Origin of the sequence: Nostoc sp. UHCC 0251 (assembly GCF_034932245.1) — a bacterium.
Taxonomy (GTDB): domain Bacteria; phylum Cyanobacteriota; class Cyanobacteriia; order Cyanobacteriales; family Nostocaceae; genus Nostoc.
Window position 1 is genome coordinate 1 of sequence record NZ_JAYGHD010000352.1, and the last position, 20,945, is coordinate 20,945.

Consider the following 20,945-nt stretch of genomic DNA (forward strand, 5'->3'; position numbering starts at 1 on the left):
GAACTTTTTCCCCTTCCCCCTTGCCCTTTTCCCGACTTATGCAAGAAGTCTATTAAGTAAAGTTTGAGTTTAGTAGGGTGGGCAAAGCTTTGACCACCCTACAAACTAATTTACGCCCCGCAGCTTGCGAGTATTATCAACCAAACTCTGAGCAAATTGATCGAATCTTTGAGAGAGTTTTTCATCTAGCAGCTTGCCTTCAGGATTGAATGCACCCCAAGCTTGTCCGATCGCAATCTGTTCTGGGATCGTCCAACAATGCACCCATCGGGTGATTAACCGGAGGTCATTTAAAGCGTTACTATTAGACTGACCACCCAAGACGCTAATCAATCCTGTAACTTTATCCGACAGTTGCTCAAAGCTCATCAAATCTAAAGCATTTTTCAGGACACCACTAACGCCACCATGATACTCAGGTGTCGCTAAAATTAATCCATCGGACTGACTAACTGTATCTTGCAAGCGCTGAACATCTGGGTACTCTGGATACTCCTTTGCGCCAGTGCAAAATGGTAGTTGCAACTGCCGTAAATCCAGAATTTCTACCTCTGCACCAAGGGCTTCTACTCTTTGTACTGCTACTTTTAAAGCAAGCTGGGTATATGAGTTGGGTCTTAAACTACCACCAATACCAATAATTTTCACCATAATTAACCCACAAACTATTAACTAGCTACTATCACCAGAGTTTTCTCAAAAGCGGAATCGTTATGATTATGTTTATCTTAGCGATTTGTATCGGAATGTGTCAAATTAAAATTTATCGGGAAATTTTCTAATAAAGCAGTCACGAGTAAGGATCTGGAATAATTAATCACATTGAGTGTGGTTAAAAGATTGTGCGCTGACAGAGCCATATCATTCCACATACTACCTGAGTCATCAAATCCATCTGATTCAAAAATAGTAACTCTTGGCAGTATTGGCGTTCGTTATATGTGCGTTATATCACAAGCTTGATATAACGCTTATCTGCTAAGGCATTACCTACATGGTAAATATTTAAGAACCTGCCCCAACCCCTTCAAATTTTCTTCACAACAACGCTATAAGGTAGAAATAAGGCTATCGGAGGATGTTTATTATTATTTGTACTGAATAATCCTTTCTATATATGTATGGTTCAACTCAACAGTGCAAGCAAATCCCGCAATACTCAACTACCCAAGTGTCCCACAGGAATCCAGGGACTAGACGAAATTACTGGAGGCGGACTTCCCCAAGGACGATCCACCTTGGTTTGTGGTTCTGCTGGTTGTGGTAAAACCTTGCTAGGGATGGAGTTTCTATTTCGGGGTGCGACACAATATGGTGAACCTGGCGTGTTTATTGCCTTTGAAGAAACTGCCGAAGAACTGTCTCAAAACGTCACCTCGCTGGGATGGAATTTAGATCAGCTGGTGGCAGAAAATCTACTTACAATTGACTGTATTTATATTGATCCGTCTGAGATTCAGGAAACTGGTGAATACGATCTGGAAGGGCTTTTTATTCGCTTGGGCAATGAGATCGATAAAATTAGTGCCAAACGAGTAGTCCTAGATACCATTGAGGTTTTGTTTTCTGGTTTCTCCAATGCTGCCATTGTGCGGGCAGAACTACGTCGTCTGTTTCGCTGGCTGAAAACGAAAGGAGTAACCGCCGTTATTACTGGTGAACGGGGTGAACATAGTCTAACTCGCCAGGGCTTAGAGGAATATGTCTCCGATTGCGTTATTCGCCTAGATCAGCGAGTTCACGACGAACTGTCTACCCGACGGCTGCAAATTGTGAAATATCGAGGTTCCCAACATGGCAGTAACGAATATCCGTTTTTAATTCAAGAAGATGGTATTTCTGTATTACCAATTACCTCCATCGGGCTAAACCATAGAGTTTCCACGGAGCGCGTTTCCAGTGGTATCCCGCGTCTGGATGCGATGATGCGGGGAGAGGGCTACTATCGCGGTAGCAGTATTCTGATCACGGGAATGGCTGGTACAGGTAAGAGTACGCTCGCAGCTTTTTTTAGTGCAGCTACTTGTGGTCGGGGGGAACGGTGTCTGTATTTGGCATTTGAAGAGGCACCGCAGCAAATTCTCCGCAATATGCGATCGCTCAGTCTGGATTTAGAGCCTTATATCCAACAGGAATTACTCCAAATTCGCTCATTGCGTCCAACCGCCTACAGCTTAGAAATGCATCTGGTGCAGATCCATCACTGGCTTAACTCTTTCCAGCCAACCACAATAATCATTGATCCCCTAAGCAACCTAACCATAGCAGGCAACCTCCTGCAAGTCAAAGCCTTTTTTATGCGCCTGATTGACTATTTGAAGTCACGACAGGTGACGGTGTTGATGACTAATTTGATTGTCGGAGGTAATCCGCTCGAACATACAGAGATTGGGATCTCTTCACTAATGGACACCTGGATAGAAGTACGAGTAATTGAAAGCAACGGCGAACGCAATCGCCTGTTGCAAATCTTAAAATCTCGGGGAATGGCACACTCTAACCAGGTACGGGAATTCCGGCTAACCTCTCAAGGGGTTGAACTGCTCGATGTCTACCTGGGAGAGAACCAAGTCCTCACCGGAACGGCTCGGGCAATCCAAGAGTCAGCAGACAAGCAGGCACGCCTGCGCCAACAGCAACAGCTAGCCAACCGCCGCCGGGAGTTAGAGCAACAACGGCAAGTTATGCAGGCTGAGATTGCGGCTTTACAAATGCAGATGCAGGCACAAGCAGCAGAACTCAATGATCTGATTCAAGAGGTGGATGTACATGAAAAAAGAGCGCTCCAGGATCAACAGACAATGGCGCAGCTGCGTTGGGCTGACTAACATCAATACAGATAGTAACTGGATTTTAAACATCAGGAAGTACTTGCCATGAATCAACATAGCGAAGTAAAATCGCCTGGATCTGATAAATGGCAACTGCGACTCTATGTTGCCGGACAGACTCCAAAATCGGTGAGCGCCTTTGCCAATCTGAAAAAGCTGTGTGAGGAATACCTCAACGGTCAATATCAAATTGAAGTCATTGATTTATTAAAGAACCCAGATTTGGCAAAGCAAGATCACATCCTAGCCATTCCAACCCTGGTCAGAAAACTGCCCCAGCCGATTCGGCAAATTATTGGGGATTTATCGAATCAAGAAAAAGTTTTACTGGGACTTGATCTAAGAAAATTCGGGGAATAAAAAACCAGTCTAAATCATTGCTAATGAGAAGGAAGGCTTAATAGTGAATCATGTACCGCTGGAAGTAGAAGGTGATGATTGGGCTAAAATTTTTGAGGATGCGATCGCCAATCAGGATCAGCAAGAGTACTATCTCCGGTTATATATTGCCGGAACGACTCCCCGTTCGATGCAGGCGTTGGAAAACCTAAAATTACTCTGTGAAAATTATTTACACGGACGATATGAGTTAGAGGTGATTGACGTTTACCAATCGTCTCAACACATGGAAAAAGATAATGTTATTGCTATCCCTACCTTGATCAAGGAACTACCCCTACCTCTACGACGCATCATCGGGGATCTATCCAATACAGAAAAAGTATTGCTTGGGTTAGACCTTGTGCCCAAATAAAACATCACCAACCTTGTGGGCTAAACAATGGAAGATCAGCAAAAATCTAAAACAGAACTACTAGCAGAAATTCAAGCTCTGCGCGATCGTCTGGCCACAAGCGAGGAAACTCTACGAGCGATTCAGCAAGGCGAGGTAGATGCACTGGTCATTTCTACCCCTCAAGGCGAAAGAATTTTTACCCTCCAGAGTGCTGACTATTCCTACCGACTGTTAGTAGAGGAAATGCAACAGGGGGCTGCGATCATTTCAAGTGAAAAGTTGATTTTATACTGCAATAAAAGTTTGGCAAATTTATTGCAGCAACCCTTAGAGAAGCTGATTGGTTCCGATTTTCAACGTTTAATTTCTCCACAAGATATGCCCCTGTTTCAGGCAATAGTTCAGCAATCAGCACAGGGCAAAGGAAATTCTGTAGAACTGTTCCTCAACACTCGTAATGGCGTCGAGGTTCCTGTCTATTTATCGATCAATCATCTCAGTCTGGGTGAATCTACGATCAATTGCATTGTCGTTAACGATTTAACCGCACAAAAACACCATGAAAAGACTATTGCCGCAGAAAGACTGGCGCGTTTAATTCTGGAGCAAGCAGGGGAAGCTATCTTAGTTTGTGACCATACCGGACAAATTATTCGTGTCAGTCAGATCGCCTGTCAACTGTGGGGCGAAAATTTACTCTTGCAACCGTTTGATACCAAGTGCCCCCTCTATTTGTGCCAGTCAAATTTTTCTTTGCCAATAACTCAGGATGTGGCGATCGCCAGAAATAATCTTGAGACAGGAACCAGTCTCAAGGTTCCTTTTTCAATTGCATCGGTAATACATGGAGAAAGCTATCAAGGGCTGGAGGTGGAGTTTGAACGCCAAGATGGAAAAGTCTTTAATCTGGTTTTAAACGCCCGCCCTCTAACTGACAAGGACAACCACTTTCGCGGGGCAGTGGTGATTCTTACCGATATCACTCAACGCAAACAAGTAGAGGAAGCTTTACGAGAGCGAGAACGCCTGTTTGCAACCTTGGCAGAAGCTTCTCCCATTGTAATTTTCCGGTTTGATAATGCTAATAACTGTATCTATGTCAACGATCGCTGGAGCGAAATGACTGGTAGACCAGCACAAACAGCATTGGGAATGGGATGGGTGCAACCACTCCATCCCGAAGACAGCGATCGCCTTGCCAGAGAATGGTTGCAATGGTGTCAGGACTCGCAAAAGATCAGGCTTTACCAAAACGAAGGTAGATGTATCCGTCCAGACGATACCGTGGTTTGGTTCTACATTCAAGCCTTGCCTGAAGTTGACTCCAGGGGTACTACTGTTGGTTATATTGGTGTCCTAACCGATATTACCGCACTGCGAGAAAGCCAGATCCAGCTTCAGCAGCAACTAGCTGAAATTGAAGCTATCTACCAGTCAGCCCCGATTGGTTTAAGCTTTGTAGACACTAATCTCCGCTTCATACGTATTAACCAGCGATTGGCAGACATGAATGGGGTATCGATTGAAGCACATATCGGGCGCACGGTGCGCGAGGTGCTACCGGAACTAGCTGACGCTGCGGAGGAAGTCTTGCGTCCCATTCTCGAAAAGGGAGAACCAGTGCTAAATGTGGAAATTAGCGGAGAAACGCCAGCCCAACCTGGAGTGCAACAAACCTGGTTAGAGAGCTTTTTGCCCTTAAAGAATGGCAATCAAATTATTGGCATAAATACTGTTTGTCAAGAAATTACTGAACATAAACGCATCGAAGCAGAACGCCAATATGCTCAGGAAGCGCTGAAACAGGCTAAGGAAGAGCTAGAAATCCGGGTTGCACAACGAACCGCCGAGTTACATCAGATGATTACTGAACTTCAAGAAGCAGAAGAACACATCAAAGCTTCTTTACGAGAAAAAGAAGTACTGCTCAAGGAAATTCATCATCGCGTCAAAAACAATCTCGGCATTGTCAGCAGCTTACTACAAATGCAGATTCGCCGCACTCAAAACCCCCAAGCAACGATGGTTTTACAAGATAGCCAAAACCGTATTACCTCCATCGCCTTAGTCCATGAAAAGCTTTACCGCTCTGAAGACCTTGCCAATATTAATTTTGCTCAATACATTCGAGATTTAACAGTTTCTCTATTTGATTCTTATAAAATTAGTTCAAATAAAATTAAACTTAATCTTCAGCTTGAGAATGCAAACTTAGATATTGAAACTATCATACCCTGTGGATTAATTCTGAACGAGCTTGTTTCTAATGCACTAAAACATGCTTTCCCAGGCGATGGCGAGGGTGAAATTCAGATCAAGTTTTTCCAATCCTGTGAATTTCTTGACAATCTGTGTCGGCGTACCTCAACCCTGATTGTGCAAGATAATGGCATCGGCTTACCCGATAATATTGATATTAACAAAGCTAAAACCTTGGGGCTGAACCTGGTTTATGGTTTGGTCAAGCAGATTAACGCCACGATTGAGATTAACAGCCAACAGGGAACCGAATTCAAAATCTCTTTTATCTCACGTTTGTGCAATTAAGTTGACAATTCAGAAGTCAGAATTCAGGAGCGGGGTCGGAGACGCTCCGCCGAGGGGTCAGAATCAAGACGCTCTCTACGAGAGGCTACCGCGTAGCAAGATCCCCGTACGAGTACGCTTAGGATTTGGTAATAACCAGAAGAAATTTGGGAATGCTTTTGTGTGGAAGTTAGACTAGATAAGAAAAGTGTAATTTCCAGTTATTACAATTTTTGGTAGAAGAATAGGCATAAAACCATAGCTCAAACTTGTGCCAGCAGACAAAGGGTAATTATTATGACAAATTTGGAAAAAAAAGCATTGATCAAAAGGCAGTCATCAAAGCGCGTTGCTTGGGTTGGTGCGTTGGCAAAACCCGCTGTAGGCATCGCAGCTAGTTTGATTATGTTGCCAGGACTTTTTGGGAATACTCCCGTATTGGCACAAAAAACAGAAAGCACACCTCTAAATTATGGTCAGTTGATCAAGAAAGTGAAGGCGGGAGAAGTTGAAAGAGTAGAGCTTGACGAAACCGAACAGCTAGCAAAGGTTTATCTAAAGGGGCAAAAGGAGAATACACCACCTCAACAGGTGAGACTTTTGGCGCAAAATGCAGAGTTAATTGACATTCTCAAAGACCAGAATGTTGATTTTGGCGAGGTTTCCTCTGCTAACAGTCGAGCTGCTGTTGGGCTGTTGATCAATCTTATGTGGATTTTGCCGCTGGTGGCTTTAATGCTATTGTTCCTCCGACGCTCTACTAATGCTTCTAGCCAAGCAATGAATTTCGGCAAATCCAAGGCTCGCTTCCAAATGGAGGCAAAAACTGGAGTTAAATTTGAAGATGTAGCCGGGGTTGAAGAAGCTAAAGAAGACCTCGAAGAAGTTGTGACTTTCCTGAAACAGCCAGAAAGATTTACTGCTGTAGGCGCACGTATTCCCAAAGGAGTGCTGTTAATTGGGCCTCCGGGTACTGGTAAAACTTTACTAGCAAAAGCGATCGCAGGTGAAGCGGGTGTACCATTCTTCAGTATTTCCGGTTCAGAATTCGTGGAAATGTTCGTCGGTGTGGGTGCATCTCGCGTGCGCGACCTCTTCAAGAAAGCCAAAGAGAATGCCCCATGTCTAATATTTATCGATGAAATTGACGCAGTAGGTAGACAACGGGGTGCTGGTATCGGTGGCGGTAACGATGAGCGCGAACAAACCTTGAACCAACTCCTCACCGAAATGGATGGTTTTGAAGGTAACACAGGTATCATTATTATTGCTGCCACTAACCGCCCAGATGTTTTAGATGCAGCGCTGCTCAGACCAGGACGCTTTGACAGACAAGTGATGGTGGATGCACCGGATTTGAAAGGGCGACTGGAAATTTTGAAAGTCCACGCACGGAATAAAAAAATTGATCCTAGCGTATCATTAGAAGCGATCGCTCGTCGCACTCCTGGATTTACTGGCGCAGACTTAGCCAACTTACTCAACGAAGCCGCCATTCTCACTGCTAGGAGACGTAAAGAAGCTGTCACCCTTTTAGAAATTGATGCTGCTGTGGATAGAGTGGTTGCAGGTATGGAAGGTACCGCTTTAGTAGACAGCAAGAGCAAGCGCTTGATTGCCTATCATGAAGTTGGACACGCTTTAGTAGGCACATTGATCAAAGAGCATGACCCTGTGCAGAAAGTTACATTAATTCCACGGGGACAAGCACTCGGATTAACTTGGTTTACTCCCAACGAAGAACAGGGGTTAATTTCCCGTTCCCAACTCAAAGCCAGGATTACTGGCACTTTGGGTGGTCGCGCCGCCGAAGAAATCGTTTTTGGTAAGCCAGAAGTTACCACAGGTGCAGGTAATGACCTGCAACAAGTTACAGGAATGGCGCGGCAGATGGTGACACGCTTCGGGATGTCAGAATTAGGCCCATTGTCACTAGAAAATCAGAGTGCAGAGGTATTTTTGGGACGTGACTGGATGAATAAATCAGACTATTCTGAGGAAATTGCCGCCAAAATTGATTCACAGGTGCGTGAAATTGTTCACAATTCCTACATCAGAGCCAAAGAATTGTTGGAAGAAAACCGCATAGTTTTGGAGCGTTTAGTTGATTTGTTAATAGAACAGGAAACAATTGAAGGTGATGCATTCCGCAAAATTGTTGCTGATAATACCCAGGTAGCCGATGAAAAATTGGCTGTACCTCATTAGGAATAGTTGACACTCCCTAGTAAAATGTGGCGGAAGTTTGCCTACCTTTAACAAATGGATTTTGCCCCAAGTCTTGTTAATTGAGATGGTAACTGGATTTACACACCCTCTGTACTAGTAGAAAATCTAAAGGCTCAGATTCCCGACTTTTTCAAAAAGCCGGGAATTTATTTTTTTGGGAAGAAGTCACAAAGCTACCTTTTTTCAAAAATTAGTACAGATAAAGTCTTGCCACTGTAAAGCTTAGGCTATTGTATTATATATACGCAAGCAATGTACTACAAGTGGATATGGACATCATGAAACATAGATTTTGGGCAAGCTATCTGCTTGCTGCTTTAGCATTTCTCCCCTTCGAGCCTCTAAGCACTACTCAGGTTTTGGCAACATCAGTTTACCAACTAGCACAAGCTCAACCTGCTTACACTCAATATATGCAACTTGGTTATAATGAAACCAAACGGAGAAACTATAGAAAAGCTTTAAGATATTTTCAGCAAGCAGAGCGGCTACGTCCTGGAGATAGGTACGCAACTACTGCAATTAGAAATGTTACAGGTTACATTCAACGTGGCAGAAATCGTATTGCCTTTGTCCCAGGTAGACCTGGTAGAGTAAGGTCAGCAGGAACACGAGGAAGTTGCTTTCAAACTGGACAATATCTCATTCCCCTGACACCAACAGATAAGGAAGCTCAACGAACTACAGCAGAGCGTCCCACATTCTTTTTCTATGTTCCTCAAACCTCTACAACAGTACAAGCACTAGAATTTGTTTTGCGGGATGATAATAGCGTTGACCCATTGTATAAGGGAACTTTCAAACCTGTTGGGCAAAATGGTATTGTTAGTGTCAATGTACCTGCTAATCAGCCATCTCTACAAATCGGTAAAGAGTATAATTGGACTTTTTCAATGATTTGTGATCCTCGCAACCGCGATAAGGACTCATATATAGAAGGTACAATAGTGCGATCGCAAGATGAAAACCTATCTCTTCAGCTAAAGCAACCAAATACAGACTTGGATCGTGCAGTTTTATTTGCCACCGCCGGATTTTGGGAAGATGCTCTAAGAACTTTAGCTAATTTACGCCGCCAGCGTCCTAACGATCCTGAAGTTCAAAAATATTGGGAAGATTTGTTAAATTCAGTAGACATTAAAGAAGTTGTAAATAAGCCTTTATTGCCCTGTTGTACTAATCAGAAGTAAATTAATAATTACTTAAAAACCCGGTTTTCATAGAGAAGCTGGGTTTTTACCCTTCAATTTAAGATTAAGCGATGTCTACGACGGGCTACGCCTACGCAAATACTTATGGCGTGGACGGTATCAATTATCGCTAATAACTGCTGTAAGTCAAGCTGGTAGAGAGAACAGGAAGTGCGATCGCCTGATCTTCTACCGACACTAACACTCTTCAAACGCTGGGTGTCAAAAATAACAATATTGTACATAGTTGTTGAAGTTGGTATTTATGTGCCATTCCGCAAAACCCTAAATGGCTGATTATTGCTTTCCCATATACGAATGTCCAAGTAGAGTTGTGTCTGGCGAAAGTAGATTTCTTCATAAGCAAGCCGCAAACTACGCTCAAGACTATTCGCTTCAACATCAGCAGCTTTGTTAGAACCAAGTGCTTTGCGTAAACCAAGCGACAGAATTTCCACCAAATGATGACCGCAGCAGATTTCCCAAGGATCGTGGTTATTGCTTTTCTGAGTCTTTAGCCGTTCTTGCAGATTTTTCTCGTTCAAAGAGAAAGCTTGGGATTTATTCTTAATCTCCTGAATCAGCTTGAGTTCATCAATTTGTAAAGTTTGCTCATGAATGAACTTGCTAAATGTAATACCCTCAAAGGTTAGATTTAATCCGTCACACTTAGAGATCCAAAGTAAATAACCTACCAACATCCCATTTTCAACTAATACTAATTTTACGTCTCGATTAAACTGAGCAATTTTCTCTTCAGAACCAAATTTAGCGAGTACTTTGTTAAATGCTGGTGAGTTAATTAGCATAGTTTCAAGGTCATGGCTGTCGGTGTAAAGAAGATTAGGACTGGTGTATAACAAAGTTTCAAGGCGATCAAAATCTGCATCAACAATCGCTAGAACTCCCTGAAAATTTGAGTGTTCCAAAATTTTTAAAATTTCAATAGCACGCTGTTTACTAGAGGGTTTTCCTGATGTTTCGACTAACTCACAAACTAATTGGTCAACAAATCGCTTATAGAAAGTTTTATCAGAACTTCCTTCCACTAATAAGAAAGTTCCAGTATATGTGCTTCGTCGTAATCGTATTTGGTTAGCAACACGGTCAACTGTTAGAAAATCTCTCACTTTTGTGGCCCTTTCAGTTCAACCGTCAAATCCCAGCGATCTTGAATTATATCTGGTGAATGAGTAGCCATTAGTATATTTAAATCTGCAAGCTGTGTGATGTCTTGTAAATCTTTTAAAAACTGAACTTGCCAACCTACATGAAGAGATAATTCAGGCTCATCAATTAAAACTAGAGAGTTAGGTTTAACTTTAAATAGTAGTTCATAGAGAAGAACTAACTCATGTTGCTCTCCAGATGATAAATCTGTTGGCAAAAGAGTTTTTGAATTAGATAATGAGGAGCCATAACTTGTTGTGACAACGAATCCCTTTTCTTTACTAAAGTTTATCTCTTTGTAGGAATAGGCAAACTTATTATTAATAATTTTCCTTAATAAATCAATCTTGCTTGCTATTTCAGCAAAAACGCTCAACTTTTTTTCTACATCTTGAACATATACCGACAAAGCATTTTTGGTGCTTTCATCTATATCTTGAGGCTGGATTTGAAATTCTGTATCTTCATCTTTATCCAAAAGACCTACTTCTATAAGGCGAGAGCGAGTCGCTTCAAGCTCGTTTAATTGATGACGAAGTTGTTCATCTGTTAAATCTGTAGATGGCTGTTGCTTCACCACTCTTATAGGAAAAGTTCTGTCAAGAGATTGAGATATTGTACCGTATTCTTTAAATTTATCTTGCATCAGTTTAGCAAGTTCATCAGAATAGGCAGACACGGTTGATAATATTGAAGGTGTTTCAGCAGAGCGTCTGGAAGAATGGTTAGGAATAAAATTAAGCAACCGTTGTGATTCAATGAGGCGAATATGAATATTGCTTCTCAATTCTCCTAACCAATCAGGTTCTTCTTGTGACTTAAAATTTGAGGACGATAAGCTATAAAAGCCCTGTAGGTAGTCTTCTAAATAACGATGTTTTTCTATAGAAAAATTCATTAACTTTGTAGGATATAATTGTTCTTTTACGGGGATAAGATCATCTGACGAAAAGCTCATGAAAACTTCTCTTTCATCACGATAATTTACTCGCTTTAAAGTAAAAGAATCTGTTTTTAAATCATGCTTATAAAAGTTGAAAAAAACCTTATTTTTTGGTTTTTCTAAGCTTTCGATATTATTGATTATTTCAACACTAGTACTATCATCAAATTCAATTCTAAATTTTTTAAACGGGATAGCTCTTAACTCTGCGTATCGGGAGTTAAAAAAACTATTTAAAATTCTTAAAATGGCTGTTTTCCCAAAACCATTTGGGCCATGAATAATGGTAATTCTTTCATCCATGTTCAATGGAATCACATGGTCAAAAATTCCAAATAAGCCACTGACGTAAATTTGCTTAATTCGCATAGTCATCTAGTCCTATAGCCATTGGCTTCATGGCTTTAATTCTAACTTCTATCTTTTTCTGGAAAGCACAGGGAACAAAAATCCTATTCTTTTGTGTCGTCTTTCTTAGAAAGTTCTGACTTTTAGGCGTTCTTGGAAGGTAACCTCCACACCCTGCGGAATCTTTCTACAGATTTTCCCCTGTTTAACTAGGTTGTTAAGGCTAAAATTATAATAGTTGAGCCAGTTCCAACAGCGATCGCACAATCAGGCATCGCGTTAAGATGATTTACCTCTAAACTGAGTTCAGCAATCTCCCAAGCTTTTTGGTACAGTATTCTATAAAATCCATATCACGAGGGTGGGCGTTTGCCTTTGACGTTGGCGCAGCCATCGCTCATTGCAATTGCCAGTTTATTGCTCAAAATCTAGAACGCAGTTGCTATGATCAAACGCCTGCTTGTGGTAGAATCTCCCGGAAAAGTCAAAAAACTCAGTCAAATTCTGGGTTCGGATTGGAAAGTTCTAGCCAGTTGTGGCCACATCCGAGAACTCAGCAATGAAGGAGACGATTCCTTGGGCTTCGTCATGGACGGCAGTAATGTTCGATGCAATTACGTCCCGCGTGACCAACGAGCGAAAGAAACAATCCAGAAGCTCAAGTCTGCGGTGAGGCAGGTTGATGAAGTTGTCTTAGCAACTGACCCAGACCGGGAAGGCGAAACAATCGCTTGGCATCTCAAAGAAACGCTGGGTTTAAGGGAACCGAAACGAGTAATTTATACTGAGATTACAGCATCGGCGGTACAGAGTGCGATCGCTAATCCCAGAAAGCTAGACCAAAATTTAATCGGTGCTGGGTTGTGCCGAGATTGCCTAGATAAGCTGGTGGGTTACAAGGGTAGCCCTTTAGTTTGGGCATTGAATAACGGCGCTAAGAGTGTTGGCAGAGTTCAAAGCGCGACGTTGCACCTGATTTGTCAGCGAGAAAACGAAATTCTGGCTTTTGTCCCCCAAGATTACTGGAGTGTCTGGGTAGATTATGCGGAAGGATTTCGAGCTTTTTACAAAGGAACGGTCGATTCTGCAAAAGATGCAGCAGACCAAGAAACTGAAACTCATGATGACGCTAAGGTAGGTAATAGTCCAGAAACACCGGAGTCTAAGCGCGTTCTTTCCGAAGCAGAGGCAACACGTTTAGTTGAAGAAGCACAGCGACATCCTCATCAGGTGATTCATTTTGAAGGAAAAATTGTTAACCGCCAGCCACCGCCACCATTTACAACTTCCAGCCTTCAGCAAGCAGCCGGTTCAAAGCTGAGGTTTGCTCCCGACAAAACTATGGTTGTGGCCCAAAAGCTTTATGAGGCAGGGCTGATTACATATATGCGAACAGATTCAGTAATGCTGAGTCCAGAATTTTGTGCCAGCGCCCGTAAATGGTTAGAGCAAAATGACCCGCCGAATGTACCGCAGCAAGTCGCCAAGCATCGTAGTAGCAAATCGGCTCAAGAAGCACATGAAGCGATTCGTCCAACGGATGTGTTTCGTCCCTCAGTTCAATTGCGCTTAGAACTTCCTGATGATGAGTTTAATCTGTATGTGATGATCTGGAAACGGTCAATTGCTTCTCAGTGTCGGGCTGCCCAATTGCGTAAAACTTTGGTGATTACTCAGTCTGGTTCTCTACTATGGTCAGCAAGAGGGCAAGTAATTGAATTTTACGGTTATGCTCGGTACTGGAATAATCTCAGCAAGGATAGTGTTTTACCTTCATTACAACAGGGACAAGCATTAAAACTGGAGAATGCTGGACATGAGCAAAAGCAGACGCAGCCACCACCCCGTTATAGCGAACCAAAATTAGTGCAACTCATGGAACGTAAAGGAATTGGTCGCCCAAGTACCTATGCTCCTACTGTTGCTACCTTAAAAAAACGAAATTATGTCGAGTTGAAAAAAGACCATCTGCAACCGACAGCCTTAGGGTTAGAAGTTGATGCGTTTTTGCTCAAAGCACTGCCTGATTTACTAGAGGCGGAATTCACAGCAAAAATGGAAGATGCCCTTGATGCAATTTCTGAAGGAAAAAACTCTTGGCAGCATTATTTAACTAGTTGGAATCAGAATTATTTTGTACCAGCGCTTTCTAAAGCTAAAACTGTAGTTGCGAGTTCCCCAACAGGTAAAGCTAATGTGATAACTGAGCGGAAATATGAAACTTCCAAGACGCGATGCCCTGAATGCAAAAATTTTCTCGCCAAAATTCCGAGTACTAAGGTTAAAAAGAAATATTTTCTCAAATGCACAAAAGGCTGTGAAAATGTCGTGCTATTTTGGAGCGACTTTAACAAGACTTGGCAGCCACCACAAGCTAAAACAGTCCAAGCTGAAAATCAACAAAAGCCTCCCGTGAAGATGACGGCATATTCCTGCCCAGTATGTAAGAAACCTTTAGAGGAGTACAGTTACATCAAAGAGGGGCAGAGTAAGAAAATGTTGCGATGTTCTGATCCACAATTACGTAAAGATACCAAACATAAAGATGTGGCTTATTTCAGCACACAAAAAGGGTGGTGGAGTCCTAAGTTTGGGGAGTTAGAAGTTAAGAGTTAAGAGTTAAGAGTTAAAAGTTTGGAGTTCTTCGTTCCCATGCAGAGCATGAGAACGAGAGAAAAGAAGTCTATGGAGTAAAGTCCGATTACAAATTTTTGTAGACTTCACCATCATTTCGCTTACCAACACGAAAAACATCAATCAATTTACTTTCTTCATCAATTGTGTAGAGAATTCTATATTCACCTTGATCGACACGATAACCACCCTCATAGCCTTTCAAGGCTTTGCAATCTTGAGGTCGAGAATTGCCTTGAAGCAAAAGGATTTTTGATACAACCTGTTTATAAAATTTCGCTTGCAAATCTAACAAATCCTTTTCCGCAGTTTTAGCAATTCTCAAACTGTAGCGTTAACTCATTTCCACGCTTGGCACTAATTGCCTCTAAGGTAGTAAACCCATCATTTTCCTCAATTGCACGACGAAGCGTTTCTGAATCAATAGCATCTTCAACAGCTTCAAGCAATTTCAAATCATCAAGACCGATAATTGCTACAGCAGCTTTACCATGACGCTGAATTATAATCCGCTCACCCTTATACTCAGCACGATTAATAAGCTCTTGGAAGTTTGCGCGAGCTTCTGTTGCACTTATGGCAGTCATAGCGCCTCACAAAATTAAATAATTGATGCTCAAATGTAATTTTTGTACAAATTGCTAAAAATATACAAAATTTACGTTATGTACTAATATTACACAATGGATAAAACAATTTCCAGTTGATTTTAGATTTATGCACTGTGATGCGATCGCATCAAACCACTCTTTAGCTCAATTTAGAACAAGCGAAAGTCAGAAAATCCTAAGTATTTTTCCCGTTAACTATCCTCAGTTGTACCTGGTGGGAGCAGCCGCTTCATTTGGTGAGCCAATAATTCTAGTCCGGCATCCTTGGCAAAAAATCCGTCTGCTTCTGGACACATTTGTTTGCCATGCACCTCTAACTCATTCTTGCTCATGTAAGCCGTGACGAGGATGACTACAGGAGAACGAGCCAAGCGGCGCTTGAGAGCGGTAACGATTTCCATGCCATCCGTACTTAGCTCATACCGAGCTGTAGGCAGCACGAAATCAACCAGAAAGATATCATACTGGTTTAGTTCGTCTAACTCCCACAAGAAACTAGACACTGACTTATAGATTGCCACGTCATATTGTTGCTTCAGAAAGCGTTGGACGATGCGACACCAGTGTTCGTCATCATCCAAAATCGCCAGCTTATACATGGAGATTCAATTCCTTTTTTGACCAAGAAAACTAATCATATCCAAAAAGGCATCGTAGTCAGTTATGGGTTTGGTATAACAACTGTCAGCCCCAGATTGGGACAACAGGAGATGTTGATCGGCGGGCATAGTGTAAGCCGTCACCAGGATAATTGGTAACTGTTTCCACTGTGTCTTCAGATGGCGCGACAGGATGGAGCCATCGACTTTTTGCCCTTCCCACCTAGCTCCCGGCAAATTGATATCCATAATCACCAGTTCTACTGCCCCCGCTTCGCATCGGTTGAATATCTCTTTTGGTTCGGCAGTAATAAACACCTGATGACCCCCCAAACGTTCGATTAGTTTGGCGGTTCCCTTAGCTAGGAGTTGATTGTCTTCAACCAGCAGGATGTTCAAGATTGTTACTAAAACCTCCATGCTGTGGAAGCGCCTACATCCAATGAGAGTAAGGTACAGGTGATTTTAATTGCCGTCCAAATATTAAAATCCATGAAAATACTCATCTTTTTTATAGTCAGGTGAAATATCTTCCAAGGGCCAAGCCCCTAGCTTTTAGCTAGGGGCTTGGCCCTCAACTAGAGAACCCTGACCTCCTACCTGACTTTGTTCGTTTAGAGGCAGGGTAAAAATCACCGTGTTTCCCTGCCCTAGTCCAGGGCTTTCAAGCCATATCTTACCACCCATCAGTTCTACTAATCGCTTGCAGATAGTCAGCCCTAAGCCGGTGCCCCCGTAGGAGCGCTGGGCAGAACCATCAGCTTGCACAAATGGGGAAAACAGTTGCTCTGAGTTTTCCATCTCAATACCGATACCTGTATCGTGTACCGAGATTTGAGCCATTGTCCCAGTACTATCGACGACAGCCCTGACATCGATTTGACCCTCATCGGTGAATTTGAAGGCGTTATCCAGCAAGTTTGTCATCACCTGACGGACTTTGATCTTGTCGGCGAAAACAGTCTCGATTTCACAGTCGAGTGTCAGAGGAATTGACTTGTAGCGGCTTTCGGCACCAGAAAGGAAACACTGCTCTTGTAAAAGCTTTTGCAGATAAACTGTCTCTAAATCTAAGGCTATGCGCCCGTCTTCAATCTTGGCAATGTCAAGGACATCGTTAATGATGGTGACAAGATTTTGCGTCGATTGGTAAGCGCCGTCTATATATTCGCGCAACTCATCTTCGTCTTCATAAAGACGCTCTTTGAGCAACTTTAAATAGTTTAAGGTCGAGGCCAGAGGGGTTCGCAATTCGTGGCTGGTAGAAGCCAAGAAGTTGCTCTTGAGGCGACTCACCTCTTCGGCGGCAGCTCGGGCATGAGAGAGAGCTTCGTTGTGCATCTCAACTATCAGGCGTTGCTGGCGTTCCCGGTGATAAAGGCGGTTTTGCAGCACGGCCAGCGATAGGTGAATGTTCAAAGACTGGATGAGTTCCATCTCTTCGATGCTCCAGGGGTGAGCTTTATCTTGTTTGAGCGCCTGCCATTGTGCCATTGACTGGCGGGGCCGCTGTTGGCGCTCATCGGCTTCCTCATAGCCTGGCCAAAGATTTTTTGTGCCAATTTGGTCGCGAAAGAATGTTAGATACCCCAGAAATTCTTTACCATAATACAACGGTTGAACAATCAAACCCCGAATCGGTGTGGTCTGGAAGGATTCAATCAGTTGGTGCAGACGCGGTTCTTGCTGAAGATTAATTACCACTCGCAGGGCAGGTTTATCTTTTTGGGTTAAGGCAGTGTCGATGGGAGCAGGAGTTTCCCCTACCTCTTGCCAAAGGGGATGATTTTCTAGTAAGTGTGGTTGCTCATGCTCGGATGGAGCCGGCTGATTTCCGTAAGTATAAAGATGGGCTGGTAAAGCCTCATCCGGGGAAGTTAGGTACAACCTTCCTCCAGAACTGCCAGAAGCTTTGACTGCTTTCTCTAGAACGTTATGCAAAATATCTTCAGGGGTCAGAGGCGCGTGCAACATGGTGGCAATCTGATTAACGATCGCATCACGCTGCTGCTGTTCCTGTACCTGACTCAGCAAACTCGCCTGGGTAATTGCTAGTGAAACCTGATCGGCAAGCAATTGCACGACCAGCAAATCTTCAGATGTAATCTCTCTGGGTTCGGCATGATGAGAGATTAATAGCCCCCAGAGTTCCTGTTGATAAATTATTGGCACTACCAGAGAAGATTGCACACCCATCTGGGTGAGATAGTCTACATGGCAGGGGTCTACCGGACGGCTTAAGATATCTTCGAGGGGTTGCTCTTGCACTTCTTCAACGGTCAAGTCTCCGATCGCCGTTGTTTTGGGAGTCGGCAGCGAGTTGAGAATAATTCGCTGCTCGCTGACATTGACAATGGAGCGAGTACGTGCTTTAACAAACAAAGCCCGCGCTTGCGGCGGAATGTCATCAGATGGATAGTGTAATCCCAGCAAAGAAGGTAGGCGGTTGGGGGCGCTGGCTTCGGCAACGACGTGTCCATGCCCGTCGCGATCGAAGCGGTAGACCTTAGTCCGGTCGGTTTGCAAAAATGCCCGCAACTCGACCACAGTTGCATCCAAAATTTCTTGCAGGTTCAGCGATTGCCGGATGCGGTTCGCCATCCGAGCCAGCAGAGCTTCTTTGCGTTCAGGAAGGAACTGATCTTTTAGGTTTCTAAAACCGGAATTTGTAGCCACCTCTTACTCTCGACTTCTTAAAATGATTATTTAATTATTTAACTAGGCTAGCAATTACCATCGCTAATTTTTCTGGTTCTATTGGCTTAGTCAAATGTTTTTGAAATCCTGCTTGGAGAATTTTTGACTGGTTTATCTCTCCAGCATAGGCTGTAAGTGCGATCGCTTGAATCTCTCCCCCTTGTTCAGGCGGTAGCGATGTCTGACGACAAGCCGCTTCGCGTCTACGAATTTCCCGAATCAGCATATAGCCATCCATTTCTGGCATCCCAATATCACTTAAAATAATATCTGGTTTCTCAAGTGCAAAGGCATCTAGTGCTTGAGAAGCTGAGGCGAAGGCACGCACAGAAGCACCATACTGTTGCAGGATGAAAACTATTAGCTCGCGGGTGTCAACTTCATCGTCCACGACTAACACATTTATCCCTTGAAGATTAGAAGAATCGTCAGGCAAACTTTTGTCTTCACTTGTTTGAGGCTCGGCACTCTTGATAGGTAACAAGACAGTAAAGGTTGCACCTTTATCATCTCCTTCACTTTCAGCTTGGACTGTTCCACCGTGCAGTTCAACGATTTGACGAGCGATCGCTAAACCAAGCCCCAAGCCACCAAAGGTTCTTGTTGTGGTATTGTCAGCTTGACGGAAGTAATCAAATACATGAGGCAGAAATTCTGGGTTGATGCCTTTACCTGTGTGACTCACTTGGATTTGCGCTTGTGTACCCACGCGCTCAAGTCGTATTTCCACCTCCCCCCCGGACTCTGTAAATTTAACGGCGTTAGAGAGCAAATTCCAGACGACTTGCTGCAAGCGACTGGGATCGCCCAAAACTTGCCCTATATCCGGTTCCAATTTTGTCTTGAGTTGAATTGACTTGGCTTGAGCCGCTAAACGCACAGTATCAAGGGCTACTTCAACGACGGCGGACAGATCGACAGAACTGATCTTCAGGCTGAGTTTGCTTTGAAGAATGCGGGAAACATCCAGTAAATCTTCCATCAGCTGAGACTGCAACTTGGCATTGCGCTCAATGGTTTCTAGGGCATAAGCCGTCTTTGCTTCATCAAATTTGCGGGTTTGCAGGAGTTTTGCCCAACCCAAAATCGGGTTGAGCGGGGAACGCAGTTCGTGAGATAGAACAGCGAGGAATTCATCTTTGAGACGGTTGGCTTGTTCAGCTGCATTTTGTGCCGCTTCGCTAACGGCACGGGCGGCTTGCTCACGCCGTGCAGATTCTTCGGCTGCTTGACGGGCGTTGTTACTGTAAAGAACGGTGGCTGTAAAATTTGCGAAGCTTGTCATCAGCCGCAAGTCTTCTCGATCAAACTGCCGATGCTCATCGTGGGATACAATCCAAATCGTGCCAAGTGGTTGATTGGCAATCAATAAAGGAACCACCAATATCTCAACGATTGTTGGCTTAACCTGTTGCAAGAAGGTGAAATACCTTTCTGGATAGGAATAGAGCAGGGGGGCTTGACGTTCTAGGCAGATGCCGCAGCAACTAAAGCTATAAAGGGTGGCAGTTTGTTCATAGGCTTCTAACATCCCAGCTAGTGCGAACCAGCGACAAATATCTTCCCCGTTCGGAGTCACCTCAAGTAAGCTGAAACCTGCTGATTCTGCTTGACACAGTTGAGTAATTATTTTTACAAGCTTTTTGAGCAGAATTTGAGGCTGCTCAACTACTTGCCCTATCAGGGTATGAAGTGCATTGTTTTCTTGCTTGAGGTCAGTGGTTCTAGGTATTCTACGAGACAATTCTTCGGTGATAAGAATCTCCTCTAAACATATTTGCTCCACTTCCTCATTCGTCATTACACTACTCCGCTTCTAAGAAATATTGCCTTAGCAGTTCCTGTCCAGATTCACCCAAGTTTCGTAACATTTCTTCAATTTTTATCAAGAAAAAATCAGAATTCATTCTGAATTTTGAATTCTGAATAAAAGAGTTTTATACACCCGCCTAATAAGGTGATTTTACAATCGGGTGGTAGTATAAAACCCTTTCATTCTTACTCCTGGATTTTGGCCAAGCCCTCCGGGCAAGGTAGAAAGTAGGACGAAAGAAAAAGTATTTGGGAAAGCCTTATGCCAAGACCTGTTTGGGGCCAGGCCACCATACCGGAGGTATGGTGGCCTCCAATATTTTTACGGACTCGCTACCCTACACTCATTGTGGTTATAATCCCCCATTGATTGTTAGGTTTAGCATAGATGCCCCCTGCTTTTTTTGGCTTCCTTTGATTCGCATAAAACAAAGACTACGACAAAATGATTTGCCCTTGGTACTTTCTGAAGGAAGATTTTGGAAGTTTCTTCTAATACCAGCAAGATTTTTTCGGATGAAAGCCAATATTGAAATTGACTTGCGATTGATAGTGCTAAGGGAAGCGATGCCTGCGGTGGTCACTGAGCTTTGTCGTAAAGCCTGCGGCATAGCTACGC

17 protein-coding genes and 3 pseudogenes are annotated in these 20,945 nt (G+C 43.3%); 10 read left to right on the forward strand and 10 right to left on the reverse strand.

Annotation, left to right across the window (positions count from 1 at the left end; all coding sequences use genetic code 11):
- Nucleotides 1-105: 105 nt before the first annotated feature.
- Nucleotides 106-651, reverse strand: a complete 546-nt coding sequence (locus tag VB740_RS29735) for an NADPH-dependent FMN reductase (protein ID WP_323203437.1) — start codon at nt 649-651, stop codon at nt 106-108.
- Nucleotides 652-1,121: 470 nt separating this feature from the next.
- Here VB740_RS29735 and kaiC point away from each other — a divergent pair, with 470 nt between their 5' ends.
- From kaiC to VB740_RS29765, 8 genes and pseudogenes are all read left to right on the forward strand, one after another.
- On the forward strand, nt 1,122-2,828 hold the full coding sequence (kaiC, locus tag VB740_RS29740) for a circadian clock protein KaiC (protein WP_323203438.1): 1,707 nt from the start codon (nt 1,122-1,124) through the stop codon (nt 2,826-2,828).
- Nucleotides 2,829-2,876: 48 nt separating this feature from the next.
- The gene (locus tag VB740_RS29745; RefSeq protein WP_323203439.1) at nt 2,877-3,191 is read left to right on the forward strand and encodes a circadian clock KaiB family protein; all 315 of its coding nucleotides are present in this window, start codon (nt 2,877-2,879) and stop codon (nt 3,189-3,191) included.
- A gap of 43 nt (nt 3,192-3,234) precedes the next feature.
- Nucleotides 3,235-3,585 (forward strand): circadian clock KaiB family protein, encoded by a 351-nt coding sequence (locus VB740_RS29750; protein WP_323203440.1) that lies wholly within the window; start codon nt 3,235-3,237, stop codon nt 3,583-3,585.
- A gap of 27 nt (nt 3,586-3,612) precedes the next feature.
- Nucleotides 3,613-5,331, forward strand: a pseudogene (locus VB740_RS29755) (PAS domain S-box protein); the annotation flags it as partial.
- A gap of 96 nt (nt 5,332-5,427) precedes the next feature.
- Nucleotides 5,428-5,733: pseudogene (locus tag VB740_RS36905) on the forward strand (sensor histidine kinase); the annotation flags it as partial.
- Nucleotides 5,734-5,820: 87 nt separating this feature from the next.
- A pseudogene (locus VB740_RS36910) lies at nt 5,821-6,114 on the forward strand (sensor histidine kinase); the annotation flags it as partial.
- A 276-nt stretch (nt 6,115-6,390) separates the two neighbouring features.
- On the forward strand, nt 6,391-8,301 hold the full coding sequence (gene ftsH, locus VB740_RS29760; protein WP_323203442.1) for an ATP-dependent zinc metalloprotease FtsH: 1,911 nt from the start codon (nt 6,391-6,393) through the stop codon (nt 8,299-8,301).
- Between the two features lie 299 nt (nt 8,302-8,600).
- Nucleotides 8,601-9,512, forward strand: coding sequence for a DUF928 domain-containing protein (locus VB740_RS29765; protein WP_323203443.1), 912 nt, complete (start codon nt 8,601-8,603; stop codon nt 9,510-9,512).
- 53 nt (nt 9,513-9,565) lie between these two features.
- On the opposite strand, the gene VB740_RS29770 is transcribed toward VB740_RS29765, so the two are convergent.
- The 3 genes from VB740_RS29770 to VB740_RS29780 are packed head-to-tail and all read right to left on the reverse strand — an operon-like array spanning nt 9,566 to nt 11,994.
- A complete protein-coding gene (locus tag VB740_RS29770; protein ID WP_323203444.1) occupies nt 9,566-9,757 on the reverse strand; it encodes a hypothetical protein in 192 nt (63 codons plus the stop codon).
- Between the two features lie 18 nt (nt 9,758-9,775).
- On the reverse strand, nt 9,776-10,642 hold the full coding sequence (locus tag VB740_RS29775) for a DUF4435 domain-containing protein (protein ID WP_323203445.1): 867 nt from the start codon (nt 10,640-10,642) through the stop codon (nt 9,776-9,778).
- A complete protein-coding gene (locus VB740_RS29780) occupies nt 10,639-11,994 on the reverse strand; it encodes an AAA family ATPase (protein WP_323203446.1) in 1,356 nt (451 codons plus the stop codon). The genes VB740_RS29775 and VB740_RS29780 overlap by 4 nt, the downstream gene beginning before the upstream one ends.
- A gap of 423 nt (nt 11,995-12,417) precedes the next feature.
- Between VB740_RS29780 and topA the strand changes: the two genes are divergently transcribed.
- Nucleotides 12,418-14,589 carry a type I DNA topoisomerase gene (gene topA, locus VB740_RS29785; protein WP_323203447.1) on the forward strand — a complete coding sequence of 724 codons (2,172 nt, stop codon included), beginning with the start codon at nt 12,418-12,420 and terminating at the stop codon, nt 14,587-14,589.
- Between the two features lie 85 nt (nt 14,590-14,674).
- Here topA and VB740_RS29790 read toward each other — a convergent pair whose 3' ends face one another.
- The 6 genes from VB740_RS29790 to VB740_RS29815 form a co-directional block, all read right to left on the reverse strand.
- The gene (locus VB740_RS29790; RefSeq protein ID WP_323203448.1) at nt 14,675-14,932 is read right to left on the reverse strand and encodes a type II toxin-antitoxin system RelE/ParE family toxin; all 258 of its coding nucleotides are present in this window, start codon (nt 14,930-14,932) and stop codon (nt 14,675-14,677) included.
- Nucleotides 14,919-15,194, reverse strand: a complete 276-nt coding sequence (locus VB740_RS29795) for a type II toxin-antitoxin system Phd/YefM family antitoxin (RefSeq protein WP_323203449.1) — start codon at nt 15,192-15,194, stop codon at nt 14,919-14,921. Before VB740_RS29795 ends, VB740_RS29790 begins: the two co-directional genes overlap by 14 nt.
- Nucleotides 15,195-15,409: 215 nt before the next feature.
- A complete protein-coding gene (locus VB740_RS29800; RefSeq protein WP_323203450.1) occupies nt 15,410-15,817 on the reverse strand; it encodes a response regulator in 408 nt (135 codons plus the stop codon).
- A gap of 6 nt (nt 15,818-15,823) precedes the next feature.
- Nucleotides 15,824-16,237, reverse strand: coding sequence for a response regulator (locus tag VB740_RS29805; protein WP_323203451.1), 414 nt, complete (start codon nt 16,235-16,237; stop codon nt 15,824-15,826).
- A 135-nt stretch (nt 16,238-16,372) separates the two neighbouring features.
- Complete coding sequence (locus VB740_RS29810; RefSeq protein ID WP_323203452.1) at nt 16,373-18,493, reverse strand: ATP-binding protein; 2,121 nt, start codon at nt 18,491-18,493, stop codon at nt 16,373-16,375.
- A 34-nt stretch (nt 18,494-18,527) separates the two neighbouring features.
- Nucleotides 18,528-20,315, reverse strand: coding sequence for an ATP-binding protein (locus VB740_RS29815; protein ID WP_323203453.1), 1,788 nt, complete (start codon nt 20,313-20,315; stop codon nt 18,528-18,530).
- Between the two features lie 314 nt (nt 20,316-20,629).
- Here VB740_RS29815 and VB740_RS29820 point away from each other — a divergent pair.
- Nucleotides 20,630-20,945 (forward strand): hypothetical protein (locus VB740_RS29820; RefSeq protein ID WP_323203454.1); only part of this gene is annotated, 316 nt, incomplete at its 3' end.